This window comes from Streptomyces neyagawaensis (assembly GCF_023516595.1).
Lineage (GTDB): Bacteria > Actinomycetota > Actinomycetes > Streptomycetales > Streptomycetaceae > Streptomyces > Streptomyces neyagawaensis.
Genome location: NZ_JAMGBG010000032.1, coordinates 103,052 through 129,859 on the forward strand (window position 1 = coordinate 103,052; position 26,808 = coordinate 129,859).

Below are 26,808 nucleotides of genomic sequence, written 5' to 3' on the forward strand. Positions count from 1 at the left end.
AGGCCCCGGAGAGAAGTTGTTACCTCGCGGTCACAGTTGGCTGAGGATCGTCGGGTCCGTGATCTCCGCGTTCCGGGCGAGCGGCATTGGCTTGCCGAGGATGACGGCGAGCATGCGGTCCCCCTCCTGGAGAAGACAGTCGCTCGACGGGGGTCGGTTCCCGTCCTCGCCGGGGAGGCCGATTTCCGCGCGATCGACAGGCACTGGCCGTGGGGTGACACGAGCGTGTGACCGACCCCCGGACGAACGGGTTCGAGGCGCGCGGCTTCTGAGAGGGAGCGGGGCCTACTGGAGAACGGTCACTCCATCGAGTGATCTGCACCGGACTGTCACCCTCGGATGGCATCTAGTACACCAGGGTACTAGTATGTACACGTACTACATGGTGATCGTTGATGGCCTGGCATCTTGAAATGACCGGAGAGGTGCGCGATTGGCTGCACGCACTGCGCAAGGGCGACCGCACCACGGCACGCCTGGTGGGCCAAGCGATCCAGGCTCTCGTGGAGGAGGGCCCGGATCTCGGACGCCCTCTGGTGGACCGGATCAAGGGCTCAGCCCTGCATCACCTCAAAGAGCTGAGACCCGGTTCGTCCGGTGACACAGAGATCAGGATCCTCTTCGCCTTCGATCCCGGGCGCAGCGCGGTGCTCTTGGTGGCCGGTGACAAGGCGGGGCGATGGACGGCGTGGTACCGCCGCTCGATCCCCCTGGCCGAGGAACGCTATACCGAGTGGCTGGACCACCTGGCCCGGCGACGTCACGAGGAGACAGAGCGATGACCAGCTTTCACTCATGGGACGAGGTCAAGGAAGAGGTCTTCGACACCGAGGACTTGGACGAGATCACGGCGGGTGCCCGGCGCATGGTCGCCGAAGCACGTGCCCACCGGCTGGCCGAGATGCGCAGACAACTCGGCCTCACCCAGCGCGAGGTGGCCGACCGTATGCACGTACGACAGGAACGGGTGTCCGCCATCGAACGCGGCAGGACCGAGTCAGCCGAGGTGGGAACAGTCGCGGCTTACGTGGAGGCCTTGGGCGGGGAGTTGGAGATCGTCGCGAATTTCAACGGAACCCGGGTGGTCGTGGCGTAGCCCGGCACACCATGTTCCCCACGGTTCCCGTACAACCCTTGTATCTCGAAGCGTGTCTCTTCTGTACGCGCAGCGCCGTGAGTATGACGATGACTCAGCTATACCGCGAGTCAATGTCGTTGGTACCACCCCCGGCTCTGGCCTCTCCGGCGTACCAGACCAGCGCGGGCCGGCCGACGAGCCCCCGCGCGCACCGCAGGAGACGCATGTTCACACGCAGGAACACCCGCCTGGTTCTCGCGACGGCCGCCGCCGTGTCGCTGACCGGCGGACTGCTCGCCCTCTCTACGGGCAGCGCGAGCGCCGCCCCCGCCAAGCACTCCGACGACTTCAACGGCGACGGGTACCGGGACTACGCGACCACGGACTGGGGCTCGTTCACGGTGACCTAGGACAGCGACCGGTCCCGGTACCAAGACCAGGACGTTCACGCAGAACAGCCCTGGTGTGCCGGGCAAGTCCGGTGAAGCGGGCGGCTACGGCGACGGCTTCGGCGAGGATCTCGCCGCCGCCGACCTCAACCGAGACGGCTACGCGGATCTGGCGGTCGCCGACCGCAGCGAGAAGGTGAGCGGGAAGGTCAGCGCGGGCGCGGTCACCATCATGTGGGGCGGCAAGTCCGGTCTCGGCACCAAGGCGACAAGGCTCCCCCTCAAGGCCAAGTCCCACCGCAGCTTCGGCAACGAGCTGGAGACCGGTGACTTCGACGGTGACGGCAAGGCGGACCTGGCGGTCGCCGACGGCCTCGACACCATCTACATCTACCGGGGTGGCTTCACCCAGTCCGGCAGAACCGGCAAGGTCACGAAGCACACCCGCTCGGACCACACCCGCACCTTCGAACCGACCGGGCTGGTCGCGGGGAAGGTCACCAAGGACAGGGCCACCGATCTGTATGCCCTCGGCCAGGGCTACCGCAAGAACAAGATGACCCAGGACGCCTGGTTGCTGCGCGGCGGCAGGACGGTCAGGTGGAGCGGCAAGCTGGTCGCGATCAACAACAAGGAGCCGGACTACGACCCGACCGGCGTGATCGCGGACTTCGACAAGGACGGCTACGGGGATCTGGCGGTCGGCGACACCTCGTACAACAAGGGTGCGGGCTCGGTGGTCGTCGTGCGCGGCGGAAAGTCCGGACCGGCCACCAAGTACCGCCTCACCCAGGCCACTTCCGGCATCGCCACGGCCGCGTCGAACGGGGACGGCTTCGGGTACGGCCTCTCCGCGGGCGACACGAACCGTGACGGCTACCCGGACCTCGCGGTCGGAGTCTCCGGGGAGAAGGTCGGCTCCACGAAGGACGCGGGCGGTGTCCACATCCTGCGCGGCGGCAGGAAGGGCCTGACCGGCGCGGGCTCCCAGTGGTACAGCCGGGCCACGGCGGGAGTACCGGGCACCCCTGAACGGTACGAGATGTTCGGCTCCGCCATCCGCCTGCGCGACCTCGACGGCGACGGAGACAAGGACCTCCTCGCCGGAAGCGTGAACGGCCGGACGAGCCTGCTCTTCCGGGCGAGCGCGTCCGGGATCACGACCGAGACCGTGACGGAGCTGAGCCTGGAGCCGACGTTCCCGGAGTAGCCGTCTGCCGTGTGGAGGGGTGCCGTCTGGCTGGATCGCGTCCAACTCGTGTGACGGATGGGGCTGTTGATCACACACTGCTCCCATGAACTCCCTGAGGAAAGCCGCCGCCGCGTTGTCGGCCGTGGCCGCGATGCTGATCGCGACACCCCCCACTGCCTCGGCGACCTCCGCCCCGCACGACGTGTACGGCGGGACCTTCGTGAAGGAGAACTTCAACCGGCTCCCCCTCGGCCCCGTCACCGGCGGGCGGGGCTGGACCGCCGACACCGCGAACGGTTCGCTGACCGTCGAGCGCGCCGCCGACGGGCGCGGCCGGGAACTCCGGATCCGCACCGAGGGCAACGGCCGTGCCTTCATGGTCTTCCCCGACCTCGCCCCGCCCGGCAACAGCCTCTGGGCGCGGATACGGCTGCGGGTCGACCGCTTCCCGACGGCACCCCAGTGGGCCCACTGGACCCTCGCGGAGGCGTCCGGCTCCGACTCCCCCACCCTGGTCCGGCCGCTCGGCGGCCAGTTCGCCCCCACCGACAACGGCAACTTCTACGGCGTCGGCTCCGACCTCGGCCCCACCGGCGACTGGACAAACTGGCGCACGTCCGCGCCGGCCGCCGACGGGGCGTGGACCTGCGCGGAGTTCCACCTCGACGCCACGGACAACCGGGTCACCGTGTACCTCAACGGTGTCGAGCAGCCCGACCTGACCGTCTCGACGAAGCAGCACGGCGGCACGGCGGACGACTTCGTCTTCCCGACGTTCGACAAGCTGAAGCTGGGCTGGCAGCTGTACCAGGCCAACCCCAGCCCGTCGTCGTACGACGTACGGATGGACGACATCGCGCTGAGCACGCGGCGGGTGGGGGGTTGCGGGTCGTGAGCCGTGGCCCGCGTCACTCGACGCGGGCCACGACCAGGGCGACCGGGACTCCGCCGGATAGAAGTGCTCGGGGAAGTACTCGATGTGCAGGTGCTCCCCTGGCCCACCCTCCTGGCACAGGCCCCGCATGTTCTCCGCGAGGACCGACATGAACTCCTCCGAGCCCGTGAGGGTCAGGGGCTGCCGGTTTTCGTCGACGCGACGAGCTGTGGGCTCTCACCGGCTACCACGGCGCCACCATCGACCAGGCGATCCGCTTGTCGGCGTCCGCCTGGACCGAGCGCGACATCGTCACCGTCCTGGACATCACCGGCGACGGTGTGACGGACATGGTGTACCGCACGGACGTCCACTCCCAGCTCATGCTCCGCAAGGGCAAGGCGGCAAGCGGCGGCGGCACCGACCTGGACTCCCTGTCGTCCGGCGCCGACTCCTCCGGCGGCACCGACCTCGAGTACGGTTCCGCGGGCTGGTCCAGTGCCAACATCCCGCTGCTCATCGGCACGCCGGACGCGAACGGCGACGGGATTCCGGACGTCTGGACCGTTCGCTCCGACGGCTCGGTCCGGTTCTACGCGGGCGGCAAGACCGTCCTGCCGGGTTCGGGAACGGAGATCGTCGCCCCCGTGAGCTACTGGAAGACCCGCATCGCCATCGGCTGACCCCAGCCCGGCAGGGGCCGACCGCGAACGTCTGCGGTCGGCCCCTCGCCGTTCTCCCCCGCCCCGCCTCTCACCGCCCGCTTCGCCCGTTCCGTCGACCCTCCCGCGCCGCCCGCCGTCGCTCCCGCGGTTCCGTCGGCCCGCGTCTTAACCTGACGGTATGTCAGATGATGAGTCGTACGAACTGCTCGGCTTCGACAACATCCTCCTGCCCGTCGGCGACCTCGACGAGGCCGTCGCCTTCTACGGGCGGGCCGGTTTCGATGTCGCCTTCCACCTCGACGAGGCCGGGATCGCTCTGCTGAAGGTGGGCAAGGAGACCCCCGGGCTGCTGCTCCGGCTGGAGGACGAGCTGCGGCACCGGCCGCCGGGGTGGGCCGCCGCCCGGGTGTGGCTGGAGGTGCGGGACGCCCGGTCCGCCGCCCGCGCCCTCACGGCGGCGGGCGTCCAGCCGATCGACCCGCCGTTCTCCGTCGCCACCGGCTGGACCGTGGAGTTCGCCGACCCGTGGGGGAACGTCATCGGCCTCACGGACTACACCAAGCGGCCCGAACTGGCCCGCACCTCCTGACCCCTTCCCGGCTCCACTCTTGCCTTCGGCGCCTCCCCCGCCCCTACCTTCGGGCACCTCCCCCACCCCTCCGAATCCCCGCTTGAACATGTTCAAAAACAGGTCTACTGTCTCACCGACAGCACGTTTTGAACGTGTTCAAGCAAGCCGGAAGGGGTGGGGGGAATGGACCTCACGGTCGTCGCGTACGTCATCTATCTGCTGGTCAGCGTGGGTCTGACGGTCTGGGTGGCGAGGACGCTGAGCAGGAACGGGCGGATCTTCCTCGGAGACGTGCTCCACGGGAACGAGAAGCTCGCCGACGCGGTGAACCACCTGCTGGTCGTCGGCTTCTACCTCGTGAACCTGGGGTTCGTGGCCCTCTACCTGAACGCGGACGGCGCCATCGACAGCCCCCGCGAGGTGTTCGAGGCGGTGTCGGCGAAGCTGGGCGTGGTGCTGCTGGTGCTGGGGGCGCTGCACCTGGGCAACGTGTTCGTGCTCAACAAGTTCCGGCGGCGGGGCGCCATGGAGCGGGAGCAGGTGCCGCCGGTCGCGCCGCAGGGCTGGACCACGCACGGGGCGCCCTCGGTCCCGCCGGCCGGGGCGTGACCCCGATGACGGCGATCGAGGCCACCGTGGACCGGGGCGCCGAGCGCGTCCCGGTCCGCGGGCTCACCGTGCTCTACGACGCCCGGTGCACCCTCTGCGTCTTCGTGAGGGAGTGGCTGGGCCGGCAGCGGCAGCTGGTGCCGCTCTACTTCGTCGCGGCGGGGTCCGACGAGGCCCGGCGGCGCTTCCCCGCACTCGACCACGGGGCGACCCTCGCGGAGATCACCGTCGTCGGGGACTCCGGGCAGGTGTACCGGGGCTCCGCCGCCTGGATCGTCTGCCTGTGGGCGCTGCGCGAGCACCGGCCGCTGGCCCACCGGCTGAGCACCCCCGCCGGAGCACGGCTCGCCCGCGGCGCGGTGCTCGCCGCCGCGAAGTGGCGGGGCGTCGAGCAGGGAAGCGGTACGCGCGCGGCGGGGACCCGGCCGCAGTGGGGCGGCGGCATCTACTCCAGCGCGGACGGCTGGACGTACGACCCCCGGCGCGGGTGGACGTACACCGCGCCCGCCGCCCCGGCGGGGGTCGCGCCCGGCGCCGCCTCCCCAGCCGCCGCCCCCGAGGGCCCCTCCTCCGCCTTCCCCGACGGCTGCGACAGCGGTACCTGCCCGACTGGTTAGGCTCTGCCCGTGCCCGCAGTGAACGACGAACCCAGCGCAGAGCCCGGCCCCGAGCCCCCCGTGGCGGAGCCACCGGCCGCCGACGACGACGGGGCACCCGGCGGCGCCCGGGGCGGCTCCGCCAAGTCCGAGCAGACCCGCGCGCTCATCCTGGAGACCGCGCTGCGGCTCTTCCAGGAGCGCGGGTACGACAAGACGACGATGCGGGCGATCGCCAAGGAGGCCGGGGTCTCCGTCGGCAACGCGTACTACTACTTCGCCGGCAAGGAGCACCTGATCCAGGGGTTCTACGACCGGATCGGCGCGGAGCACCGCGCGGCAGTGCGGCCGGTGCTGGAGCGGGAGACGGATCTGCAGGCGCGGATCGCCGGGGTCCTGACGGCCTGGCTGGACGTGGCGGAGCCGTACCACGAGTTCGCGGCGCAGTTCTTCAAGAACGCGGCCGACCCGGACAGCCCGCTCAGCCCGTTCTCCCCGGAGTCGGCAGGGGCGCGCGAGGAGTCCATCGCGGTCCACCGCGAGGTCCTCGCCGGTGCGAAGACGAAGGTCCCGGAGGAACTCCGCGAGGTCCTGCCCGAGTTGATGTGGCTGTCGCAGATGGGTCTCGTCCTCTATTGGGTCTTCGACCGCACGGAGGGCCGCGAACGCAGCTACCGCCTCGCGGAGCGCGGGGCCCGACTGACGACCAGAGGAGTCTCCCTGGCCCGCTTCCGGGTCCTGCGCCCCCTCGTCCACGAGGTCCACGAACTGTTCACGGACTTCCTCCCCGGCATGACGAAGGTCCTGCCGGACCCGGGGGGCAACAGGAAACCCGGGTGATCGCTTTCGGATGAATGAGGTCGAACGGGACCTCTGGCCTCGCTCCTGCCTACGATGATGGCCTCGACCCCAGCCCACAGGAGGCACGCGATGTCCGCAGCATCCGTCGAGCGGCCCCACGGCAACCGTCCGCTGATCGCGGAGGCGAACCGGATCGTGGACCGGCTCCCGGGGTACCGCGTCGAGATCATCGGAGGCACGATCGTTGTGACGCCGCCCCCCAACGTCGGCCACGCCCGTGCGTTGTCCAGGTTGCGGACCCCCTTCATCGCCGCGGGCCTGGACGGCGGTGAAACCGAGGTACTCGAGGGTGTGGGGGTCTGGCTGCCGAACGGAGCCGAAGACTATGCGATCCCTGATCTCGCGGTCGTCGACGCCGACATCGACGACCACCTCATCGAGAACAACTGCTACGACCCGATCGCATTCCGTCTCGTCCTGGAGGTCACCTCCAGCAACTACGAGAACGACCTTCGTGGCAAGGTCGGCGCCTACGCCCAAGCGAAGATCCCGGTGTACGTCATCATCAACCGCCAGCACCAGCGCGTGCACGTGCTCACCGAGCCGACCGGGGGCGAGTACCAGACCCACCGTATCCACGCCCCCGGCGAAACCGTCACGCTGCCCAGGTCGATCGGCGCCGAAGTCACCTTGGACGTCGACCTGATCCTCAAGGCCGGGCAGACGAAGGTCAGCTGACCGCGTCCACCTCCCCCTCCGGCACCCCCGCCAGCTCCACGTCGTACACCAGCGGGCCCTCCCCGACGTCCACCTGTCGTGCGCGGGACGTGTGCGCCGCGGAGGTCGCCGCCAGGAGGTACGTGCCGGGGCCCGGGACCGCGACGATGTACGAGCCGTCCGCCAGGGACGTCACCCGGTCCAGTCGGCGTCCGCCCCGGGTCAGCAGGGTCACGTCGGCGTCGCCCACCGGCTCACCGTCCGCCGTGCGGATGAAGCCGTGGATCACCGAGGCGGGCCCGCCTGCCGACATAGGCGTCGGCGTCGGCGTCGGTTCGACGGCCGTCGGCTCCTCCTTCGGCTCCACCGCCAGATGCGGCAACCGCTTCTCCAGCCCCGCCGGCAGCCACCAGTTCGCCTTCCCCAGCAGATGCATCGCGGCCGGTACGAGCGCCGTCCGCAGGATGAACGCGTCCAGGGCGACGGCCGCCGCGAGGCCGATGCCGGCCATCGCGGCCTCCAGCTCGCCGCTGAGCACGAACGCGCTGAAGACGCAGATCATGATGAGGGCCGCGCAGTTGATGACCCGGCTGGTCTCGGCGAGGCCGACCCGCACGGCGCGGGCGTTGTCCTTGGTGTGGACCCACTCCTCGTGCATCCGGCTCACCAGGAACACCTGGTAGTCCATGGAGAGCCCGAAGAGCAGGGAGAGCATGATGACCGGCAGGAACGCGGCGATCGGGCCCTCCTTGCCGACGCCGAGCAGTTCCGTGCCCCAGCCCCACTGGAAGATCGCCACCAGGACGCCGAAGGACGCGGCCGCCGCGACGAGGTTCATCAGCGCCGCCGTCAGCGGCACCACCAGGGAGCGGAACGCCACCATCAGCAGCAGGAAGCCCAGCGCGATGATCGTCGCGATGAAGTAGGGCAGCCGGTCGCCCGTGACCGACGCGAAGTCCTTCGACACCGCCGTCACCCCGCCCACATGGGCCTCCGTCCCGGACGCCGGGATCACGTCGTCCCGCAGCCGGTCGATGAGCCGGTCGGTCCGCTCGTCCTGGGGCGAGGTCGTCGGGACCACCTGGATCACGGTGACACCGTTCGCGGGCGGAACGGCGGCCGCCTGGGCCACACCCGGTGTGGACTCGATGCGCGAGACGAGACCCTTCGCGTCCGTGCCCTCCACGACCACCTGGAGGGGCCCGTTGAAGCCGGGGCCGAAGCCCTCCGCCAGGAGGTCGTAGGCCTGCCGGGTGGTCGTCGTGTCCCGGTGGTTGCCCTGGTCGGAGGTGCCGAGCCGGATCGACAGGACCGGCACCGCGAGGACCACCATCACGACGAGGGCGAGCACCGCGGTCGAACGGGGGCGCCGCTCGACGTACGCCGACCAGCGGGCGGCGAGACCACTGGTCACCTCCGGCTCGGGCCCGGCGGCCGCGAGCCGGCGCCGCTGGCGGCGGCTGAGGACGCGCGGGCCCAGCAGCCCGAGCAGGGCCGGCAGCAGGGTGATCGCCGCGAGCACGCTCAGCACCACGGTCAGCGAGGTCGCGATGACGACGCCGTCCAGGAAGCGGAGGTTCATCACCAGCATGCCCGCGAGGGCGATGCACACGGTGCCGCCCGCGAACAGCACCGCCCGGCCGGAGGTGTTGAGGGCGGCCACGGCCGCCTCCTCCGGTTTCATGCCGCGCAGGATGCCGCGCCGGTGCCGGGTGACGATGAACAAGGCGTAGTCGATTCCGACGCCGAGCCCGATGAGCGAGCCGAGCAGCGGGGCCACGTCCGGGATGTTCGTGGTGTGGCTGAGCAGGGCCGTGGCCATCATGCCGGTGCCGACGCCCGCGATCGCCACGACGATCGGCAGCAGCATCGCGAAGAGCGAGCCGAAGGCCAGGAAGAGGACGACGGCCGCCGCGAGGATGCCGACCGCCTCGGACGTGCCCTGGGTGGCCTCCTGCGCCCGGGCGATCGCCTGACCGCCCAGTTCCACCTGGAGTCCGTCCCGTTCGGCGTCCCGCGCGGTCTCGATGACGTCGTCGATCAGCGCCTTCGGTACGGAGTTCGCCTGCTCGGTGAAGGTCACCTGGGCGTAGGCGATCGTCCCGTCCCGGCTGACTCCCGCGCCGCCGCCCGCGGCGCCGCCCTCGCCGTAGGGGCCGGTGACCTCGCCGACGCCGTCCATGCGTCCGATCCGTTCGAGCGCGGGCTCGATCCGGGCCCGTACGGACGCGTCCCTGACCGACCCCTGGTCGACCTTCCACACCACCGTGTCGACGTCGCCCGCGCGTTCCGGGAAGGCTTTGTCCATCAGGTCGTACGCGCGCTTGGAGTCCGTGTCCGGGAGCGAGAAGACGTTCGCGTAGTCGGTGCCCGCGGCCGAGCCGGCGAAGCCGACGCCGAACACCGTCCCCACCCACAACAACAGGACCACCAGTCGGTGCCGATAGCACCACCGTGCCAGTGTCGCCACGATTCAACTCTCCTTCAGCGGCGGTCGATGGGTCCCCCCGGTCCTTCGAACACCCTCGACGGCCGGGCCGCCCGCGCGACATGGCCCGCCCATGACTCTCAAGGAACTCCAAAGAGGAAGCCGCCCCGCTGCGCAACAACCGTGCGGATACTGAGGACATGACCCGACACGAGGGAGTCGACGAGGCCGTGGGCCACGCCGGGGCCGGGCAGCACGGGACGACGGCCACCGTGCTCGTCGTCGAGGACGAGCCGAGCATCGCGGACGTCCTCGCCATCGCCCTGCGCTACCACCGCTTCGAGGTGATGACGGCCGGCACGGTCCGCGAGGCGCTCGCGCTCGCCGAGCGCACCCGGCCCGACGCGGCCCTGCTGGACGTGATGCTCCCGGACGGCGACGGCCGGGCCCTCGGCCGTGAACTGCGCGCCCGGCGGCCGGAGCTGGCGCTGGTCTTCCTGACCGCGCGGGACTCGCCCGCCGAGATCGTGGGCGCGCTCGGCTTCGGCGACGACTACATCACCAAGCCGTTCCACATCGACGAGGTGGTCGCCCGCGTCACCGCCGTGCCGCGCCGCACCCGGCGCGCCGACGTCCTCCCCCAGCGTCCCCCGCTGCGCTACGGCGACCTGGAGCTGGACGAGACGACGTACTCGGTGCACCGGGCCGGCCGCACGGTGGAGCTGACGCCGACGGAGTACGCCCTGCTGCGGTTCCTGGTGCGCAACGGCGGGCGGATCGTGCCGAAGGAGCAACTCCTGCGCCATGTCTGGCAGTACGAGCACGCGCCGGCCGAGTCGACCGTCGTGGAGACCTACATCAGCTATCTGCGCCGCAAGCTGGACGCCCTCGGCCCGCCGCTGATCACCACCCGGCGGGGCGTCGGATACGGACTGGCATGACACTCCCCCGGCGGCTCCTCGCCAGGCCCCGGCTCCCCGGCAGGTCCCGGCGGCTCCCCGGCGGACCACGGCAGGGCCGCCGCCACTACTCCTTGCGCGCCAAGCTCACCCTCGCCAACGTGGTGCTGCTGGCCGTGGCGATCACCGCGGCGACAACGGTCAGCGCGATGGGCATGCGGCTGTACCTACTCGACAGCGTCGACACGGAGCTGATGACGACCCGCGACTCGATCGGCCGGGCGCGGGTCAGCATGGAGCAGGTCGACGCGCTGAGCGCGCTGGTCGCCGTCAGCCGCAAGGCGTCCGCCGACCCGGCATCCGAGGACGCCGACTCCCTCGTGCAGGGCGCCGTCTTCACCGCCCTGGACGACCGGGGCGAGCCGCTGGCCGTCGCCGGTTTCGCGCCCACGGCCGGCCAGCGGGCGCTCGCCGCGGCCGTCGACGACCCGGCGGCCCTCGTCGCCGACGACGCACCCCACGATGTCCACGTGTCCGGCGCCCCGCACCGGGTCACCGCGGCCCGCCTCGGCGACGGCACCACCGTGCTGCTCGCCACCTCCACCGAGTCGCTCCACAAGGTCATCGCCAAGGCCCTCAGGCTGGACTTCGGCGTCGGCGGCCTGCTCCTCGCGCTCCTCGCCTGTCTGACGCTGTTCAGTGTGCGCCGCCGGATGCGGCCCCTGGAGGACATGGTCGAGACGTCGTCGGCGATCGCCGAGGGTGATCTGACCCGCCGTATCCCCTCCAGCTCCGAGGCGACGCTGGAGGTCGAGCAGCTGCGCCTCGCCCTCAACTCGATGCTCCAGCAGGTCGAGTCGGCCTACCGCACCCGTGAACGCAGCGCCGCCCAGCTGCGCCGCTTCGTCGGCGACGCCTCCCACGAGCTGCGCACCCCGCTGTCCGCGATCCGCGGCTACCTCCAGCTCTACGAGAAGGGCATGCTCACCGATCCCGCCGAACGCCGTCGCGCCTGGGACCGCATGAACGGCGAGGTCGACCGCATGGGCCACCTCGTGGACGAACTCCTCACCCTCGCCCGCCTCGACCAGCACCCCGAACTCCGGCTGCGGAACGTGGACCTGGCCTGCCTGGTCCGGGACGCCGCCGCCGATCTCCGCGCCCAGCAGCCCGAACGCCCCGTGACGGTCGCCGCGGCGGGCGCCCTCCTCGTGCACGCCGACGAGTCGGGGCTGCGGCAGATCCTGGGCAACCTGGTGAGCAACGTACGCACCCACACCCCCGCCGATGTGCCGGTCCGCCTGTGCGTGGCACGGGAGAACGGCACCGTGCGGCTGTCCGTCGCGGACGAGGGGCCGGGGCTGCCGGAGGAGGACGCGGCCAGGATCTTCGACCGCTTCTTCCGGGCGGGCGGGGGCGCCGGCAGCGGCCTGGGCATGGCCATCGTGCAGGGCGTGGCGGAGGCCCACGGCGGGGAGGTCACGGTGACCACGTCCCCGGGCGACGGCCTGGAGGTGACGGTGACCCTGCCACCGCGCTGAGACGTCCGCGACCCCCGCTCGCCGTCAGATCCAGCCCGGCCGCCACAACCGGGACATGCCGTCAGATCCAGTCCAGCCGCCACAGCCGGAACACCCCGGTCGCGTCGGACAGGTACTGCGCCCCGCCGACGTCCTCCGTGCTGAGCACGTACTCCTTGCGCTGCCACAGCGGGATCAGCGGGACGTCCTGCGCGACGACGTCCTGGAGGCTCTTGAAGTCGTCCACCGCCCGGCTGCGGTCCTCGTAGCGCCGGCCGTCCCGGACGAGCCGGTCGGCGGCCTCGCTGCTGTACCCGTTCTTCAGGGAGCCGTCGGTGCCCACCAGGGGCCCGCTGAAGGTGTCGGGGTCGGGGAAGTCGGCCACCCAGCCGACGCCGTACGCGTCCAGCCTGCCGTCGGCGTAACGCTGCTGGAAGTCGGCCCAGGGGTAGGCCTTCGTCGTCACGTAGAACAGCCCGGTCGCCTCCAGTTGCCGCTTCAGCTCGGCGGCCTCGGCGACCGCCGACTCCCGGCCCTCGGCGTACCCGTACGTGAAGCGCACCGGCATGCTCACGCCGGCCGCGTCGAGCAGCTTGCGGGCCCGCTGCGGATCGGGCTTCGGGTACGCGTCGAAGAACGAGGTGGTGTGGCCCGTGACGCCGGCCGGGATCAGGGAGTACAGCGGGTCGGTGGTGCCCCGGTAGACCTGGGAGACCAGCCTCTCCCGGTTGATCACGGCGGCGAGCGCCTGCCGCACCCGGCGGTCGTGGAGGGGCGAGTTCTCCCGGACGTTGAGGACCAGGTCGCGGGTCTCGGTGCTGTCGGACTCCGTGACCCGCTGGTCGGGGTCGCTGGGCGACAGTTCCGCGAGCACGGCGGGCGGCAGGGTGCGCGCGGCGACGTCGACACGGCGTGCCCGCCACGCCTTCTCCAGCGCCGCCGAGTCCTTGTAGTAGCGCATGAGGACGCGTCTGCCGGTGTGCTGGACGGCTCCCTGGTAGCTCTCGTTGGGGGTGAGGCGGGCCTGCCGGTCCTTCGTGTACGACGTCAGGACGTACGGTCCGGTGCCGTCGGCGCCGCCGTCGGTGCGCAGCCGGTTCGCCGGGTACCGGGTGCGGTCGACGATCGACCCGGCGCCGGTCGCGATCTTGTACGGGAAGGTGGCGTCCGGCGCGGTGAGGCGGAAGCTGACGGTCGGTCCGTCCACGCTCACCGACTGGAGGGTGTCGAGGAGCGAGGCGGGACCCACGTCGGAGTTGATCCGCTTGACCCGGTCGAAGGAGTACTTCACGTCGGCCGCGGTCACCTCGCGTCCGCTGGGGAACCTCAGTCCCTGGCGCAGGCTGCAGCGGTAGACGGTGAGCGCGTTGCCGGCGAACGCGCAGTCGCCGGCCGCGTCGGGGACGGGGCTCGCGCCGCCGGGCTCGAAGGTCAGCAGCGACTGGAAGACGTTGTTGAACAGGGCCCAGGATCCGGCGTCGTACGCGCCGGCCGGGTCGAGGGACGTCACCGAGTCGGTCGTCCCGACGGTGATCGTCCTGCCCGCGTCCTGCTGGGCGGGCAACAGCTGCCAGCCGCCGATCGCCGCGATCGCCAGCACCAGCAGCGACGCGAGAACCCGCATGCGAACCGACCGCATCGGCGCCCCTCCCATGACTCCACCCGGCCCACGACGCTCAGTGGCCACGCGGGGCGCCGATCACCTAACCACACGCGTTCATACGCACGGAAGAGGGGTTTTGTTGAGTTGAGGAAGAACTCGGTAAGCGTGAGGAGCGCGCGAACTACGCGCTCCCGACGAGATCCTGACGAACCTTCACGCCTGCTTCGACGCCAGCTCCACGACCGTGATGTCCGACGGCGCCCCCACCCGCACCGGAGGCCCCCACGCGCCCGCGCCGCGGCTGACGTACAACTGGGTGTCGCCGTAGCGCTCCAGGCCCGCGAGGGTGGGGTTGGCGGCCTCGGCGACGTAGTTCATGGGCCACAGCTGGCCGCCGTGGGTGTGCCCGGAGAGCTGGAGGTCGACGCCGTGGTCGACGGCGTCATGGATCTGGACGGGCTGGTGGGCGAGGAGCACGACGGCCCGCGAGGTGTCCCGGTCACCGAGCGCCCTGGCGAAGTCGGGGCCCTGCCCGTCGTCCTCCCCGGCGATGTCGTTCACGCCGGCGAGGTCGAGGTACGGCAGCTCCCGGCGGTCGTTCTCCAGCGGGGTCATCCCCAGGCGCCGCACCTCCTCCACCCACTGCTCGGCGCCGGAGAAGTACTCGTGGTTGCCGGTGACGAAGTACGTGCCGTGCCGCGCCTCGAGACCCGCGAGCGGCGCCGCCGCCGGGCCCAGGTCCTTCACGCTGCCGTCGACCAGGTCGCCGACCACCGCGATCAGATCGGGCTGGGTCGCGTTGATGGTGTCGACGACCTTCCGCGCGAAACCCCGGCCCAGCATCGGCCCGAGGTGGATGTCGCTGACCACGGCGATCCGGAAACCGTGCGCCGCGCGCGGCAGCTTCGCCAGCGGCACGGTGACCCGCTCGACGCGGGGGCCGCGTACGACGCCGTACGTGCCGTAGCCGACCGTCCCGACAGCGGTCGCGGCGACGGCCCCACCGACCACACGGGAGACGAAGAGACGCCGGGAGACACCCGAGGGGGACGCCCCGGCGGGCTGGAGGGGGGAGCCGGCGTCGGGTGCGGTGCCGTCCGTGGAGGCCGGGTCGGTGGTCGTGGTCGCGTCGGTCACCGTGGTGCCGGCGGTCGCGGTGCCGTCGGCCGGGGCCGGGTCGGTGGACTCGGCGGCAGCCGTGGGCTTCGCGCCCGCCGGTACCGGCTCCGGTTCGCGCACCGCCGGTTCGAGGCGCTCGGCCGGGGCCGGGGCGCGCCGCGCCAACAGACGGTTCAGCAGGGGGCGTACGACCTCCCCCGCCAGGAGGGCCAGCAGCAGGTACAGCGAGAGGGCGAGCCACAGGAAGCCCGGCCAGCCCAGCGTCTGCTGGAGCCAGAAGGGGGCGCCGCCGCGCTCGGCGCCGAAGGCCGCGAACAGCAGCACCGGCCCGGCGATGAACACACCGGCACCCACGCGTCTGGCCAGGCCCGGCCCCCGAGTCGTGTCCCGCACCAGCCGACGCCAGGCGTACCAGTGCAGGACACCGAAGGCGGCCAGCACCAGCAGCGCCACGACAACGAAGACGATCACCATCACGTCGTGCTCCCCGTCACGTCGTCCGACGAAGTGCGCGCAGACCGCGCAACCCGATGACACCGATGGCCGTCCCAAGGACAAAGGAGACGACGGCGAGCGTCAGATGCACCCAGAAGTACGCGGTCGGATCGCCCGCGTCGTCGAACGCGAGGCCGCTGCCGTCCTTCCAGAGATTCCGGATGAAAGTGACCCAGATGACCCAGCTCCACACCCCGAAGGCGAGCAGGAACCAGGAGAGGGGGCGGCTGAGCTTCATGGGTTCAGTATCACCGCCGGCCGCCGGGGCTTCGCGCCGGGGTGCGAGCGGGGGCGTGGGCGGCGCGGTGGCCGAGAACCGCGGTGGGATTCACCGGGCGGAGCCATGTACTTTCTCGATCGTGCCCGCCTCCAAGAAGACCGCCAGGCGCTCCCTGCCGGTCACCTCCGCCCTCGCCGTGTCCCTCTCGTTGACGTCGCTGTTCTCCCCGGCGCTCGCCCCGGCCGCCCATGCCGCCGACCCGAGCCCGAGCGGCAGCGCCTCCCCGTCGGCGACTCCCCCGGCGGCGATGTCGACCGTCGGAGGCGAACAGCTGGGCAGGCCGGGGACGCAGGCCAACCTGGGCGGTGACGCGCCGGTGGTGCCCAAGGGCATCAGCGCCCGCTCGTGGATCGTGGCGGACGCGGAGTCGGGCGAGGTGCTGGCCGCGCACAACGCGCACTGGCGGCTGGCGCCGGCGAGCACGCTGAAGATGCTGTTCGCGGACACGGTGCTGCCGAAGTTCAACAAGAACGACAAGCACAAGGTCGTCCTCAGCGACCTCGCCGGGATCGGCGCGGGCTCCAGCATGGTCGGCATAAAGGAGAACGAGACATACACCGTCCACGATCTGTGGCTCGGTGTCTTCCTTCGCTCCGGCAACGACGCGGTGCACGTCCTGTCCGCGATGAACGGCGGTGTCAAGCAGACCGTCGCCGACATGAACGCCCACGCCGAGGAGCTCCAGGCCCTCGACACGCACGCGGTCAGCCCGGACGGCTACGACGCCAAGGGGCAGGTGTCGTCGGCCTACGACCTGACGCTGATCGCCAGGTCGGGGCTGCAGAAGAAGGACTTCCGGGAGTACTGCTCCACCGTGCGCGCCAAGTTCCCCGGGGAGACGAAGAAGGGCAAGAAGGGCAAGAAGACCCGGTCGTCCTTCGAGATCCAGAACACCAACCGGCTTCTGACGGGCGACAGCGGTCTGGACGCCTACCAGGGCATCGCGGGTGTGAAGAACGGCAACACGACGAACGCGGGCGCGACGTTCACGGGGGTCGCCGAGCGGGACGGCCGGGTGCTCCTCGTCACCGTCATGCACCCCGAGAAGGAGGAGCACAACCAGGTCTACAAGGAGACCGCGAAGCTCTTCGACTGGGGGTTCGCGGCGGCGGGCAAGGTGCAGCCGGTGGGTGAACTGGTGCCGCCGAAGAGTGCGGAGACCTCCGGTGGCGGCACCGATCCGAGCGCGCAGCCGGGGGGTACGGCATCGGCCACCTCCCCCGCGCCGGCCTCCGGCGGCGCGGGCGGCAAGGCGGTGGCCTCCGCGGCGTCCGACGGAACGAGCGGCATCGGGATCGCGCTGGGGATCACGGGTGGAGTGCTCGCCCTGGTGGCCGGCGGGGTGTTCCTGGTCAACCGGAAGTGGCCTCTGCGGCGGGGGAAGTAGGGCCGTTCCGGGTCGGGTCTGCGGGGTTGCTGTGCATCGCGGTCTGCGGGGGCGCGGGGGCTGATCGTGCAGTCCCCCGCGCCCCTGAAAAGCGACCGGGGCTGCGCCCCGTGCTTTTCAACGGCGAGCCGCGGGGATGAAGGCCGGGCCGCAGGCCCATGCCTTCAGGGGCACGGGGAACTGCGCGAACAACCCCCACCCACCCGCACCCGCCAACGAACCACCCGGCCCCGAGCTATCAGGCGCCCTCGGTCTCCTCCCGCCCCTCCGCCGTCCAAGCCGCGCAGTACAGCAGCAATTTCGCCGTGAAGTTGATCCACAGCAACAACGCGATCGGCACCCCGAACGCCCCGTACATGCTCTTCGACGCGACCCCCTGCATGTACCCGCTGAGCAGCAGCTTCAGCAGTTCGAAGCCGAACGCCCCCATGAGCGCGGCCACCACGAGCCGCCGCCGCGGTGGATGGACGCCCGGCAGCAGCGTGAGGACGTACAGCAGGAGCAGGAAGTCGGCCAGTACGGCCACGCCGAACGCGGCGATCTGGAGCACCACCCCACCCCACCCGTCCCGGTCGACGCCGAGCCGGTCCGCGGTCCAGCCGACCGTCGCCGACGCCACCGTGGACGCCGCGAGGGAGACGAGCACCGCGCCGCCGAGCCCGACGAGGATGCCCGCGTCCTTGGCCTTGGCGAGGACGGGGTTCTCCTCGGGCTCCGGCTTCTCCCACACCGCCCGCAGACAGCCCCGCATCTCCCCGACCCAGCCGATGCCCGTGAACAGCAGCAGCGCGCCGGCGATGATCCCGACGGTGCCGGCGTTCTGGACGAGCCCGGCGATGTCGAGCTGGTCGGAGATGCCGGGCACCTGTTCGGCGAGCCGGTCCTCCAGCTCGCGCTGCCGGTTCTCGTCGAGTGTCGCCGCGGCGATGGCCGCGCCCATGGTCAGCAGCGGGAACAGCGCGAGGAAGCTGATGAACGTCATGGCCGCGGCCAGCCGCGTCCATGTGACCCGCTCCAGCCGTTCGTACGAGCGCCACGCGTGCGTGGTCATCAGGCGCTCGGCCAGCGGGCCGATCCCGGGGAGCTTTTTCAGCCAGTCCATGATCCGACTCTGCCCTCGTCGTGGTCACCCGATGCCGGAGTACCCACGTGAGCGCTGATCACCAGTCGGCGACGGCCAGTCCGTACATTGCCAGCCACACCAGCGCGATGCAGGCGAGGGCCCGGTCGCGCAGGACGACGTCCTCCGGTTCCCCGGCTGTGCCGCGGTCGGCGAAGACGGCGTAGCGCAGGACGGCCAGCACGAAGGCGACCATGGAGAGCTGACGCCACGGCAGCACCCTGGTGCTCGGGACGCCGCCCTCTTCGAGGGCCCACAGGCAGTAGCCGAGGACGGCAAGCCCGGCGGCCGACTGCCAGACGAAGCGCAGATGTCCGGCGGTGTACTCGGTGAGCAGCGCCCGGGTCGCCCCGGCCCGGTCGGCGAGCTGCACGGCTTCCGAGTACCGCTTGGCGGCGACCATGAACAGCGCGCCGAACCCGGTGGTGATGAGGAACCAGCGGGACAGCGGGATGCCCAGCGCGGGCCCGCCGATCATCGCCCGCATCAGGAACCCGGCGGTGACGACCGCGAGATCGACGACGAGGACGTGCTTGAGGCTGGCGCAGTAGGCGAGTTGGAGCCCGAGGTACGCGGTCAGCAGGGCCGCGGTGCACGGGGAGCAGAGCCACACGGCGGCGACCGGCGCGAGGACGGCGAGGGCGCCGCCGACGGCGTACGCGACCGGCGCGGGGACCTGGCCCGCGGCGACCGGACGGTGGCGTGTGACCGGGTGGGCGCGGTCGGCCTCGGCGTCGGGGGCGTCGTTGATCAGGTAGACGGCGGCGGCGCAGACCGTGAAGAGGACGAAGACGAGCGGGAGCCGGGTCAGCGCGCGGGGCGTGAAGAGTTCGCCCGCGGCGGCGGGGGCGGCGATGACGAGGAGGTACTTGATCCACCGGCGGGGGCGGGCGGTCCGCAGGAGGCCGCGCGCGAGCCCCCCTTCGGTGGTGTCGGCGCGGGGACGGTCCGCCGTTCCAGGACGGTCGCGGGCTCAGCCATGGCCGCTCGCTCCCCGTCGGGTCGTCCACCGCGCGCCCAGCGAGGCCGTGGCGGCGCCCAGCGCCATTCCGGCCGCCACGTCCGAGGGGTGGTGCACGCCGACCACGAGCCGCGACAGGTGCATCGCGGCGGCGAGCGGCGCGACGACCGGGACGACCGGGACGACCGGGACGACGCCGAGCGTGCCGTACGCGACGACCGCCGCCGCCGACGAGGTGGCGTGGGGGCTGGGGAAGGAGTGCCGTCCGGCGGTGCGGACCAGCGGTTCGACGTGGGTGGGGTGCGGCGTACGAGCCGTTTGACGCCCATGCTGATCAGATGCGCTCCGGCCGTGCCGCGCAGCCAGAGGACACGCCGCTCCCGGTCGGCGACGGCGCCGGTGAGTCCGGCCGCGAGCCGGAGCGCGCCGTGCTCCCCGGCCCGGGACAGTCCGCGCGCGGCGGCCGCGACACACGGACCGGCGCCCCGGGCTCGGCACACGGAGAGCAACCGTCGGTCCAGGCCGCGCACACCCTCGACAGCCCAACTTCGTCCATGTGATGCCACTCTTCTGGGCGGCCCACCCGAGAACTCCGGCAATCTTGAACGACATCCCATTGATCACCCATTTCAGTGAGGCGCCTGGGAAGGCAGGCCGATACGCCGGATTCCTTGGCATTCACGGCGATACGGTCGCGAGCATGCCAGCCAACGCCGTCCCCTTCCCCGGCCGTACCACCCCCGTCACCGGCTGGGGCCGCACCGCCCCGACCGCCGCCCGGCTGATCCGCCCCCGTACGTACGAGGAGGCCGCGGCCGCCGTGCGGGCGTGCGGGGCGCGCGGCGGGATCGCCCGGGGGTTGGGGCGGGCGTACGGGGACGCGGCGCAGAACGCGGGCGGCGCCGTGCTCGACATGACGGGCCTGGACCGGGTCCACGCCATCGACGCGGACGGCGGCACGGTCCTGTGCGACGCGGGGGTGTCCCTGCACCGGCTGATGGAGGTGCTGCTGCCGCTCGGCTGGTTCGTGCCGGTGACGCCGGGTACCCGCCAGGTGACCGTGGGAGGCGCGATCGCGGCGGACATCCACGGCAAGAACCACCATGTCTCCGGGGGGTTCGCCCGTCATGTGCTGTCGCTGGAACTGCTCACCGCGGACGGCGAGATCCGCACGGCGGTCCCCGGCACCCCGCTGTTCGACGCCACGGCCGGCGGCATGGGCCTGACGGGGGTGATCCTCACCGCGACCGTACGGCTGCTGCCCGTCGAGACGTCCTGGATGTCGGTCGACACGGAACGGGCCCGCGATCTGGACGACCTGCTGGCCCGGCTCACGGCCACCGACCGGTACTACCGCTACTCCGTCGCCTGGATCGATCTCCTCGCCCGGGGCTCGGCGACGGGCCGCGCGGTCCTGACCCGCGGCGAGCACGCGTCCCTGGAGACGCTGGAGTTGGCGTCGGCACGCGCGCGTGGGGCACGTTTCGGCCGACGGGGCCCGCTCGGCCGTCCGCTGGAGTTCCGGACCTCGCGTTTCCCGGCCGCCCCCGCGTTCGTCCCCGAAGGTCTGCTCAGCCGGTCGACGGTAGGGCTGTTCAACGAGCTGTGGTACCGCAAGGCGCCTCGGGCCCGCGCCGACCAACTTCAGCGGATCTCCACGTTCTTCCACCCCCTGGACGGGGTCCCGCACTGGAACCGGCTCTACGGGCGTTCGGGGTTCGTGCAGTACCAGTTCGTCGTCGGGCACGGTCACGAGGAGGCCCTGCGGCGGATCGTGACCCTGATCTCCGCGCGCCGCTGCCCCTCCTTCCTCGCCGTGCTGAAGCGGTTCGGGGAGGGCGACACCGGCTGGCTGTCGTTCCCGATGCCCGGCTGGACGCTCGCCCTCGACATCCCGGCGGGCCTGCCCGGCCTCGGCGTCTTCCTCGACCGGCTGGACGAGGAGGTCGCGGCGGCCGACGGGCGCGTGTACCTGGCCAAGGACGCCCGGCTCCGCCCCGAACTGCTGGCCGCGATGTATCCCCGTCTGCACGAGTTCCGCGCGCTGCGCCGCGAGTTGGACCCCGACGGCGTGTTCGTGTCGGACCTGGCCCGCCGCCTGGGCCTGTGACGCCCGTACCGCGCGACCTGCCACCCCGCCCGTTCCCCAGTCGCTCAGGAGCTGTCATGAAGGACGCGTTCGGCACCCCCCAGTCGCTGCTGATCCTCGGCGGTACGTCGGAGATCGCGCTCGCCACCGCCCGTCGGCTGATCGCCCGCCGCACCCGCACCGTCTGGCTCGCCGGGCGCCCCTCGCCGGACCTGGAGAAGGCCGCCGCCCATCTGCGGGGTCTCGGCGCCGAGACGCACACCGTCGCCTTCGACGCCCTCGCCCCCGACTCCCACGAGACGATCCTCGGCAAGATCTTCGCCGAGGGCGACATCGACATGGTGCTCCTCGCCTTCGGCCTGCTCGGCGACCAGGCGCACGACGAACGCGACCCGGTGGCCGCCGTACGCGTCGCCCAGACCAACTACACGGGTGCCGTGTCGGCCGGGCTGGTCTGCGCGCGGGCCCTCCAGTCGCAGGGCCACGGTTCGCTCGTCGTCCTGTCGTCGGTGGCCGCCGAGCGCGCCCGCCGCTCCAACTTCATCTACGGCTCCGCCAAGGCTGGCCTCGACGCCTTCACGCAGGGTCTCGGCGACGCCCTCCACGGCACCGGCGTCCATGTGATGGTCGTACGGCCCGGTTTCGTGCGCACGAGCATGACCGCCGGCCGCGCGGAGACGCCTCTCGCCACCACTCCGGAGGCGGTGGCGACGGCGATCGAGCTGGGGCTGCGGCGCCGCTCGGAGACGGTGTGGGTACCGGGGGCGCTGCGACTGGTGATGGCGGCGCTCCGCCATGTGCCGAGGCCGCTGTTCCGCCGGCTGCCGCTGTAGAACGCCCGCTGACCCGACAGGGGGCCGCTGTGACCCGACAGGGGGCCGCTGTGACCCGACAGGGGGCCGCTGACCCGACAGGGGGGCGAGTGCCGCTGGAGAACCTGGGGGCGCCCGGACCCAGTGGGTCCTCAGTTCGTTCTCAGTGGGTTCTCAGCGGGTGGGGAGCGTGGTGTCGCCGACCGGGGCGCCCGCCTGCGGGGGGACGACCGAACCGCCGAAGGCGAACTCGCGGAGCTTGCGCCAGATCCCGTCGGCGCCCTGCTCGTAGAGCGCGAAGCCGGTGCAGGGCCATTCGGCCTCGTACCCGGCAAGCTCCTCGAACGCCCGGTCCATCGCCTCCTCGGCGATGCCGTGGGCCACGGTGACGTGCGGGTGGTACGGGAAGTTCAGCTCGCGCGCCACCGGCCCCGAGGCGTCCCTGACCTGCTTCTGCAGCCAGGTGCACGCCTCGGCGCCCTCGACGACCTTGACGAACACCACGGGCGACAGCGGCCGGAAGGTGCCCGTGCCGGCCAGCCGCATCGGGAAGGCCCGGCCGGCGGCCGCGACCTCGACGAGATGCGCCTCGATCGCCGGCAGCTCGGTCTCCTCGACCTCCGTCGGCGGCAGCAGCGTGACATGCGTGGGGATGCCGTGAGCAGCGGCGTCGCCGAAGCCCGCGCGCCGCTCCTGGAGCTGGCTGCCGTGGGGCTCCGGGACCGCGATCGACACACCGATCGTTACGGTCCCCACGTCGTCTCCTGTCGTCGTGTCATGCGTCGTGTCTTCGTCTGTCGTGACGCGCCACCGGCTATCGACTGTAAGGCCACGGCGGTGTTCCGGGCAGGCGCGGCCGGAGTGATGTGCAGCGCTGCCGGTGGCGCGGTCGGCGCTCGGCCGACCGGGGTGGTGCGACTCAGTGCTTGGCGGGCAGGAATCCCACCCTGTCGTACGCCTGGGCGAGCGTCTCCGCGGCGACGGCGCGCGCCTTCTCCGCGCCCTTGGCCAGGATCGAGTCGAGCGTCTCCGGGTCGTCCAGGTACTGCTGGGTGCGCTCCCGGAAGGGCGTCACGAAATCGACCATGACCTCGGCGAGGTCCGTCTTGAGCGCACCGTAGCCCTTGCCTGCGTACTTCTGCTCCAGTTCCGCGATACCCGTCCCGGTGAGGGTCGAGTAGATGGTCAGCAGATTGCTGACGCCCGGCTTCTCGGCGGCGTCGTAGCGGATCACGGTGTCGGTGTCGGTGACCGCGCTCTTGACCTTCTTGGCGGTGGCCTTCGGGTCGTCGAGCAGGTTGATCAACCCCTTGGGGGTCGACGCCGACTTGCTCATCTTGATCGCCGGGTCCTGGAGGTCGTAGATCTTCGCCGTCTCCTTGAGGATGTACGGCTTCGGGATCGCGAAGGTCTCGCCGAAGCGGCCGTTGAAGCGCTCGGCGAGGTCACGGGTGAGCTCGATGTGCTGGCGCTGGTCCTCGCCGACCGGGACCTCGTTGGCCTGGTACAGCAGGATGTCGGCGACCTGGAGGATCGGGTACGTGAAGAGGCCCACGCTCGCGCGCTCGGCGCCCTGCTTGGCGGACTTGTCCTTGAACTGGGTCATGCGGGAGGCCTCGCCGAAGCCGGTGAGGCAGTTCATGACCCAGCCGAGCTGGGCGTGCTCGGGAACATGGCTCTGGACGAAGAGGGTGCACCGCTCGGGGTCGAGACCGGCGGCGAGCAGCTGCGCGGCGGCGAGCCGGGTGTTCGCCCGCAGATCCGCGGGGTCCTGCGGAACGGTGATCGCGTGCAGGTCGACGACCATGTAGAACGCGTCGTGGGACTCCTGCAGAGCCACCCATTGGCGCACGGCGCCGAGGTAGTTGCCGAGGTGGAACGAGCCTGCGGTGGGCTGGATTCCGGAGAGCACACGGGGTCGGTCAGAGGCCATGCTCACCATTCTCTCAGGTATCGGGGCCCGCTCCGGAACCTACCGGAAACAGTCGGGGCACAGGTGGGAACCGATCGGCCGCGAGCGGTGTACCCCTGTTGTGAGAACGCGGGAGGGGGGCCGCATCGTCGATGAGGCCGCGGTGATCGCACGCGTACGCGCCGGAGAGCCGGAGGCGTACGCGGACCTGGTGCGCGCCCACACGGGCATCGCGCTGAGGGCGGCCCGGGCGCTCGGCGCCGGTTCGGACGCGGAGGACGTGGTGCAGCAGGCCTTCTTCAAGGCGTACTGCTCGCTCGGCCGCTTCCGGGACGGGGCGGCGTTCCGGCCGTGGCTGCTGTCGATCGTGGCCAATGAGACGAGGAACACAGTGCGGACAGCCGGACGCCAGCGGTCCCTTGCCGACCGTGAGGCGGCCCTCGTGGAGGCCGAGCCGCTGATACCACCGACGGCCGATCCCGCGGTCGCCGCGCTGGAGATAGAGCGCCGCGTCGCCCTCCTGGGCGCGCTGGAGCAGCTCAGCGAGGAGCACCGACTGGTCGTCACGTACCGCTATCTGCTGGAGATGGACGAACCGGAGACGGCCGCCGCCCTCGGCTGGCCCCGGGGCACGGTCAAGTCCCGCCTGAGCCGCGCCCTGCGCAAGCTGGGGCGTTTGCTGCCCGAGTTCGATCCGGGCGAGTCCCTCGACCGGAGGGGACGCAGGAGAGGGGGTGATGGGGGTGAGTGAGCGGACCGGGGACGAGCAGCGAGAGCCGGAGCGGGCGCGCGGGCAGGGCGAGGGGTCTCGGGGCGGAGACGGGGCCGGTGCCCGTCGCGGTGACGGTTCCCGTGGCGGCGACGGCGACGGTTCCCGTGGCGGCGACGGCGGGCTGCGTGATCGTCCGGTGGTCGGGTTGCCCGCGGAGCTGCGGGCGCTCGGGCGGTCGCTGGACCGGCCGGCGGACGACCGGGACGACGGGGACGAGACCATGGTCGAGCGGGTCCTGCGGCAGATACTCGCCGAGCAGGTGCCGACGCCGGTGGCCCAGCCGCCGGTGACTCATGGGCGGCTGCGGGCGGTGCGCCGGTGGCTGCGGCTCCGGTGGCGTGCGCTGACCGCCGCGCTGTGCGGGCTGCTCACCGCCCTGGTCCTCACTCCCCCGGTGCGGGCGGCCGTGGCCGACTGGTTCCGGTTCGGCGGGGTCGAGGTGCGGTACGACCCGTCGGTGACGCCTTCACCCGGGGCGAGGGTGCCGGGCTGCCCGGACCCGGTGCCGCTCGCCGAGGCCGGGCGTCGCGCCGGGTTCACTCCGCTCGTGCCCGAGGCGCTGGGCGCGCCGGACGCGGTGTCCGTGACCGGGGCTCCGAAGGGCCGCTCCGTGATCACCCTGTGCTGGCGGGAGCGGGGGCGTGTGATCCGGCTCGACGAGTACGCGGCCCGGCTGGCACCGGAGTACGCCAAGACCGTCGCCGGGGAGCAGGACGTGGAGTGGGTCGAGCTGGGCCCCGGCTGGTACGAGGCGCTGTGGTTCCCCCGGGCGCATCAGCTGCGCTTCTGGATGCGCTCCGAGGACGGCTCCCGCTTCACCCGTTCCGAGCGCCCGGCGGGGCCGACGCTGCTGTGGGTGCACGAGGGCGAGTTCACCCTCCGGTTGGAGGGCGTGGACTCCCGGGTGCGGGCCGAGAAGATCGCCCGGTCGGTGAAGTGATCGACCGGTGAAGTGATCGGCCGGTGAAGTGATCGGCCGGTGGGGGGATCGGTCGGTGGGGGGACTAGTCGGTGGGGTGATCAATCGGTGGGAATCGGTCCGGCCGGAGTGGGAACCTCGGCGGCGCGAGCGGTGTACCAGGAATGACACTGCGAGTGCGGGCGGACCGCACCGCTTCCGATCGGGGGTGTCGGATGCGTGGACCGCGACGACCGGCGGCGACCATGGGCGCGCTGCTGACGGCGTTACTGACCGGCTTCGGCCTGGTGCTGCTGGGGGCGCCGCCCTCGGCGGCGGGCGGGCCGACCAGCGTGCTGCTGGCCTCGCCGACCAGCCAACGCACGGCTTCGCTCTACGGCACGGACAAGGCGTACGTGCGACTGCACGAACTGATGGACCCGGCCGCCTCCGGGTCGGGCGGCGGCCGGGGCGAGCCACCGATGTCGGAGGAGGAGATGGCGGAGGCCCCCACCGACATGATCAACGTCACCTGGATGATCCACGACGTGAGCCCGTGGCGGGTCGACCAGGTCTATCCGACCCTGCCCGACACGAAGGACGTCTGGATACACACGACGGTCAGCGTCGGAGCCATGGGGACGGACGCCAACGAGGAGCGCGGCGGCGCCTGGCACAAGGCGAAGGACTCCCAGGAGCTGCGGCAGGTGCTGACCTGGCTCGGTGTCCTGGGCACGGAGCCGGACGGAACGAGGTCGGACGGCCCGGGGAGGAGCGAACTGCCCTCGCTCGGCTCGTCGGCCGGGGCTCGGGCCGACTCCGGCGCGGCGACCGCCGACGGCACGAGGGCAGGAAAGCCGGGCCTGGCGGACCAGGCCCGGTGGGCGATACCCGCGCTGGTGCTGGGCCTCGCACTCGGCTCCACCGTGACGGTGCTGCTGCGTCGCGCGGCAGCCCGGCGTGAGGCGGGCGGCCCGGGGCCCCGTCAGCAGTTGCTGGACGCCTGACCGACCAGGGCGGC

General features: G+C 71.7%; 27 protein-coding genes and 3 pseudogenes. 19 read left to right on the forward strand and 11 right to left on the reverse strand.

Annotated elements, in window-relative coordinates:
* Positions 1-30: 30 nt before the first annotated feature.
* The gene (locus tag M8J73_RS16470) at positions 31-204 is read right to left on the reverse strand and encodes a hypothetical protein (RefSeq protein WP_157873118.1); all 174 of its coding nucleotides are present in this window, start codon (positions 202-204) and stop codon (positions 31-33) included.
* A gap of 191 nt (positions 205-395) precedes the next feature.
* On the opposite strand from M8J73_RS16470, the gene M8J73_RS16475 reads away from it, so the two are divergent.
* The 5 genes from M8J73_RS16475 to M8J73_RS16495 all read left to right on the forward strand — a co-directional run bounded on the left by M8J73_RS16475 (position 396) and on the right by M8J73_RS16495 (position 3,554).
* On the forward strand, positions 396-782 hold the full coding sequence (locus tag M8J73_RS16475; protein ID WP_372503955.1) for a type II toxin-antitoxin system RelE/ParE family toxin: 387 nt from the start codon (positions 396-398) through the stop codon (positions 780-782).
* Positions 779-1,096, forward strand: coding sequence for a helix-turn-helix domain-containing protein (locus M8J73_RS16480; RefSeq protein WP_055538327.1), 318 nt, complete (start codon positions 779-781; stop codon positions 1,094-1,096). The genes M8J73_RS16475 and M8J73_RS16480 overlap by 4 nt, the downstream gene beginning before the upstream one ends.
* Before the next feature lie 206 nt (positions 1,097-1,302).
* On the forward strand, positions 1,303-1,488 hold the full coding sequence (locus tag M8J73_RS16485) for a hypothetical protein (protein WP_240501192.1): 186 nt from the start codon (positions 1,303-1,305) through the stop codon (positions 1,486-1,488).
* 55 nt (positions 1,489-1,543) lie between these two features.
* Complete coding sequence (locus tag M8J73_RS45265) at positions 1,544-2,677, forward strand: FG-GAP and VCBS repeat-containing protein (RefSeq protein ID WP_240501194.1); 1,134 nt, start codon at positions 1,544-1,546, stop codon at positions 2,675-2,677.
* Between the two features lie 85 nt (positions 2,678-2,762).
* Positions 2,763-3,554 carry a LamG-like jellyroll fold domain-containing protein gene (locus tag M8J73_RS16495; RefSeq protein WP_055538328.1) on the forward strand — a complete coding sequence of 264 codons (792 nt, stop codon included), beginning with the start codon at positions 2,763-2,765 and terminating at the stop codon, positions 3,552-3,554.
* 51 nt (positions 3,555-3,605) lie between these two features.
* On the opposite strand, the pseudogene M8J73_RS45750 reads toward M8J73_RS16495, so the two are convergent.
* Positions 3,606-3,731: pseudogene (locus tag M8J73_RS45750) on the reverse strand (Imm32 family immunity protein); the annotation flags it as partial.
* A 23-nt stretch (positions 3,732-3,754) separates the two neighbouring features.
* Here M8J73_RS45750 and M8J73_RS16500 point away from each other — a divergent pair.
* The 6 genes and pseudogenes from M8J73_RS16500 to M8J73_RS16525 all read left to right on the forward strand — a co-directional run.
* A pseudogene (locus M8J73_RS16500) lies at positions 3,755-4,216 on the forward strand (DNRLRE domain-containing protein); the annotation flags it as partial.
* 160 nt (positions 4,217-4,376) lie between these two features.
* Positions 4,377-4,787: a VOC family protein gene (locus tag M8J73_RS16505; protein WP_055538330.1), complete on the forward strand. Its 411-nt coding sequence runs from the start codon at positions 4,377-4,379 to the stop codon at positions 4,785-4,787.
* 165 nt (positions 4,788-4,952) lie between these two features.
* Positions 4,953-5,378 carry a hypothetical protein gene (locus tag M8J73_RS16510; RefSeq protein WP_055543275.1) on the forward strand — a complete coding sequence of 142 codons (426 nt, stop codon included), beginning with the start codon at positions 4,953-4,955 and terminating at the stop codon, positions 5,376-5,378.
* A gap of 5 nt (positions 5,379-5,383) precedes the next feature.
* A complete protein-coding gene (locus M8J73_RS16515) occupies positions 5,384-5,995 on the forward strand; it encodes a thiol-disulfide oxidoreductase DCC family protein (protein WP_249828757.1) in 612 nt (203 codons plus the stop codon).
* Positions 5,996-6,055: 60 nt separating this feature from the next.
* Entirely contained in the window at positions 6,056-6,814 is a 759-nt protein-coding gene (locus tag M8J73_RS16520; protein ID WP_055539547.1) for a TetR family transcriptional regulator, read from the forward strand.
* Positions 6,815-6,904: 90 nt separating this feature from the next.
* Positions 6,905-7,513, forward strand: coding sequence for a Uma2 family endonuclease (locus M8J73_RS16525; RefSeq protein WP_055539546.1), 609 nt, complete (start codon positions 6,905-6,907; stop codon positions 7,511-7,513).
* Here the strand turns inward: M8J73_RS16525 and M8J73_RS16530 are convergent.
* Positions 7,506-9,953, reverse strand: coding sequence for an MMPL family transporter (locus tag M8J73_RS16530; protein WP_055539548.1), 2,448 nt, complete (start codon positions 9,951-9,953; stop codon positions 7,506-7,508). The genes M8J73_RS16525 and M8J73_RS16530 overlap by 8 nt on opposite strands.
* Before the next feature lie 239 nt (positions 9,954-10,192).
* Here M8J73_RS16530 and M8J73_RS16535 point away from each other — a divergent pair, with 239 nt between their 5' ends.
* Positions 10,193-10,861: a response regulator transcription factor gene (locus M8J73_RS16535; protein ID WP_206187869.1), complete on the forward strand. Its 669-nt coding sequence runs from the start codon at positions 10,193-10,195 to the stop codon at positions 10,859-10,861.
* On the forward strand, positions 10,858-12,360 hold the full coding sequence (locus tag M8J73_RS16540) for a sensor histidine kinase (RefSeq protein WP_079054920.1): 1,503 nt from the start codon (positions 10,858-10,860) through the stop codon (positions 12,358-12,360). Before M8J73_RS16535 ends, M8J73_RS16540 begins: the two co-directional genes overlap by 4 nt.
* 61 nt (positions 12,361-12,421) lie before the next feature.
* On the opposite strand, the gene M8J73_RS16545 is transcribed toward M8J73_RS16540, so the two are convergent.
* The 3 genes from M8J73_RS16545 to M8J73_RS16555 all read right to left on the reverse strand — a co-directional run bounded on the left by M8J73_RS16545 (position 12,422) and on the right by M8J73_RS16555 (position 15,794).
* Positions 12,422-13,963 (reverse strand): ABC transporter substrate-binding protein, encoded by a 1,542-nt coding sequence (locus M8J73_RS16545; RefSeq protein ID WP_240501362.1) that lies wholly within the window; start codon positions 13,961-13,963, stop codon positions 12,422-12,424.
* A 192-nt stretch (positions 13,964-14,155) separates the two neighbouring features.
* Positions 14,156-15,535 (reverse strand): metallophosphoesterase, encoded by a 1,380-nt coding sequence (locus tag M8J73_RS16550; RefSeq protein ID WP_055539542.1) that lies wholly within the window; start codon positions 15,533-15,535, stop codon positions 14,156-14,158.
* Between the two features lie 16 nt (positions 15,536-15,551).
* The gene (locus M8J73_RS16555) at positions 15,552-15,794 is read right to left on the reverse strand and encodes an SCO4848 family membrane protein (RefSeq protein ID WP_055518845.1); all 243 of its coding nucleotides are present in this window, start codon (positions 15,792-15,794) and stop codon (positions 15,552-15,554) included.
* A gap of 121 nt (positions 15,795-15,915) precedes the next feature.
* Here M8J73_RS16555 and M8J73_RS16560 point away from each other — a divergent pair, with 121 nt between their 5' ends.
* On the forward strand, positions 15,916-17,223 hold the full coding sequence (locus tag M8J73_RS16560; RefSeq protein WP_055539541.1) for a D-alanyl-D-alanine carboxypeptidase family protein: 1,308 nt from the start codon (positions 15,916-15,918) through the stop codon (positions 17,221-17,223).
* A gap of 238 nt (positions 17,224-17,461) precedes the next feature.
* Here the strand turns inward: M8J73_RS16560 and M8J73_RS16565 are convergent, their stop codons facing one another.
* The 3 genes and pseudogenes from M8J73_RS16565 to M8J73_RS16575 form a co-directional block, all read right to left on the reverse strand.
* A complete protein-coding gene (locus tag M8J73_RS16565; protein ID WP_249828758.1) occupies positions 17,462-18,325 on the reverse strand; it encodes a YihY/virulence factor BrkB family protein in 864 nt (287 codons plus the stop codon).
* Positions 18,326-18,383: 58 nt separating this feature from the next.
* Positions 18,384-19,244: a decaprenyl-phosphate phosphoribosyltransferase gene (locus tag M8J73_RS16570; protein WP_249828765.1), complete on the reverse strand. Its 861-nt coding sequence runs from the start codon at positions 19,242-19,244 to the stop codon at positions 18,384-18,386.
* A 72-nt stretch (positions 19,245-19,316) separates the two neighbouring features.
* Positions 19,317-19,834, reverse strand: a pseudogene (locus M8J73_RS16575) (phosphatase PAP2 family protein).
* A gap of 170 nt (positions 19,835-20,004) precedes the next feature.
* Here M8J73_RS16575 and dprE1 point away from each other — a divergent pair.
* On the forward strand, positions 20,005-21,414 hold the full coding sequence (dprE1, locus tag M8J73_RS16580; RefSeq protein WP_055542366.1) for a decaprenylphosphoryl-beta-D-ribose oxidase: 1,410 nt from the start codon (positions 20,005-20,007) through the stop codon (positions 21,412-21,414).
* Positions 21,415-21,470: 56 nt separating this feature from the next.
* A complete protein-coding gene (dprE2, locus tag M8J73_RS16585) occupies positions 21,471-22,226 on the forward strand; it encodes a decaprenylphospho-beta-D-erythro-pentofuranosid-2-ulose 2-reductase (protein WP_055542365.1) in 756 nt (251 codons plus the stop codon).
* A gap of 153 nt (positions 22,227-22,379) precedes the next feature.
* Here the strand turns inward: dprE2 and M8J73_RS16590 are convergent, their stop codons facing one another.
* Complete coding sequence (locus tag M8J73_RS16590; protein WP_055542364.1) at positions 22,380-22,961, reverse strand: 2'-5' RNA ligase family protein; 582 nt, start codon at positions 22,959-22,961, stop codon at positions 22,380-22,382.
* Positions 22,962-23,124: 163 nt separating this feature from the next.
* Positions 23,125-24,138 (reverse strand): tryptophan--tRNA ligase, encoded by a 1,014-nt coding sequence (trpS, locus tag M8J73_RS16595; RefSeq protein WP_055542369.1) that lies wholly within the window; start codon positions 24,136-24,138, stop codon positions 23,125-23,127.
* A 100-nt stretch (positions 24,139-24,238) separates the two neighbouring features.
* Between trpS and M8J73_RS16600 the strand changes: the two genes are divergently transcribed.
* From M8J73_RS16600 to M8J73_RS16610, 3 genes are all read left to right on the forward strand, one after another.
* Positions 24,239-24,868, forward strand: coding sequence for an RNA polymerase sigma factor (locus M8J73_RS16600; RefSeq protein ID WP_079055205.1), 630 nt, complete (start codon positions 24,239-24,241; stop codon positions 24,866-24,868).
* Complete coding sequence (locus M8J73_RS16605) at positions 24,861-25,829, forward strand: hypothetical protein (protein WP_372503957.1); 969 nt, start codon at positions 24,861-24,863, stop codon at positions 25,827-25,829. The genes M8J73_RS16600 and M8J73_RS16605 overlap by 8 nt, the downstream gene beginning before the upstream one ends.
* A 194-nt stretch (positions 25,830-26,023) precedes the next feature.
* Positions 26,024-26,794 carry a hypothetical protein gene (locus tag M8J73_RS16610; protein ID WP_055542362.1) on the forward strand — a complete coding sequence of 257 codons (771 nt, stop codon included), beginning with the start codon at positions 26,024-26,026 and terminating at the stop codon, positions 26,792-26,794.
* Positions 26,795-26,808 lie beyond the last annotated feature (14 nt).

Bases quoted from the DNA above. Each gene is read 5' to 3' on its own strand.
- trpS (WP_055542369.1), bottom strand. From the start codon at position 24,138: ATGGCCTCTGACCGACCCCGTGTGCTCTCCGGAATCCAGCCCACCGCA.
- M8J73_RS16545 (WP_240501362.1), bottom strand. From the start codon at position 13,963: ATGCGGGTTCTCGCGTCGCTGCTGGTGCTGGCGATCGCGGCGATCGGC.
- M8J73_RS16475 (WP_372503955.1), top strand. From the start codon at position 396: ATGGCCTGGCATCTTGAAATGACCGGAGAGGTGCGCGATTGGCTGCAC.
- M8J73_RS16550 (WP_055539542.1), bottom strand. From the start codon at position 15,535: ATGGTGATCGTCTTCGTTGTCGTGGCGCTGCTGGTGCTGGCCGCCTTC.
- M8J73_RS16485 (WP_240501192.1), top strand. From the start codon at position 1,303: ATGTTCACACGCAGGAACACCCGCCTGGTTCTCGCGACGGCCGCCGCC.
- M8J73_RS16525 (WP_055539546.1), top strand. From the start codon at position 6,905: ATGTCCGCAGCATCCGTCGAGCGGCCCCACGGCAACCGTCCGCTGATC.
- M8J73_RS16495 (WP_055538328.1), top strand. From the start codon at position 2,763: ATGAACTCCCTGAGGAAAGCCGCCGCCGCGTTGTCGGCCGTGGCCGCG.
- M8J73_RS16555 (WP_055518845.1), bottom strand. From the start codon at position 15,794: ATGAAGCTCAGCCGCCCCCTCTCCTGGTTCCTGCTCGCCTTCGGGGTG.
- dprE1 (WP_055542366.1), top strand. From the start codon at position 20,005: ATGCCAGCCAACGCCGTCCCCTTCCCCGGCCGTACCACCCCCGTCACC.
- M8J73_RS16565 (WP_249828758.1), bottom strand. From the start codon at position 18,325: ATGGACTGGCTGAAAAAGCTCCCCGGGATCGGCCCGCTGGCCGAGCGC.
- M8J73_RS16510 (WP_055543275.1), top strand. From the start codon at position 4,953: ATGGACCTCACGGTCGTCGCGTACGTCATCTATCTGCTGGTCAGCGTG.
- M8J73_RS16540 (WP_079054920.1), top strand. From the start codon at position 10,858: ATGACACTCCCCCGGCGGCTCCTCGCCAGGCCCCGGCTCCCCGGCAGG.
- M8J73_RS16610 (WP_055542362.1), top strand. From the start codon at position 26,024: ATGCGTGGACCGCGACGACCGGCGGCGACCATGGGCGCGCTGCTGACG.
- dprE2 (WP_055542365.1), top strand. From the start codon at position 21,471: ATGAAGGACGCGTTCGGCACCCCCCAGTCGCTGCTGATCCTCGGCGGT.
- M8J73_RS16480 (WP_055538327.1), top strand. From the start codon at position 779: ATGACCAGCTTTCACTCATGGGACGAGGTCAAGGAAGAGGTCTTCGAC.
- M8J73_RS16515 (WP_249828757.1), top strand. From the start codon at position 5,384: ATGACGGCGATCGAGGCCACCGTGGACCGGGGCGCCGAGCGCGTCCCG.
- M8J73_RS16505 (WP_055538330.1), top strand. From the start codon at position 4,377: ATGTCAGATGATGAGTCGTACGAACTGCTCGGCTTCGACAACATCCTC.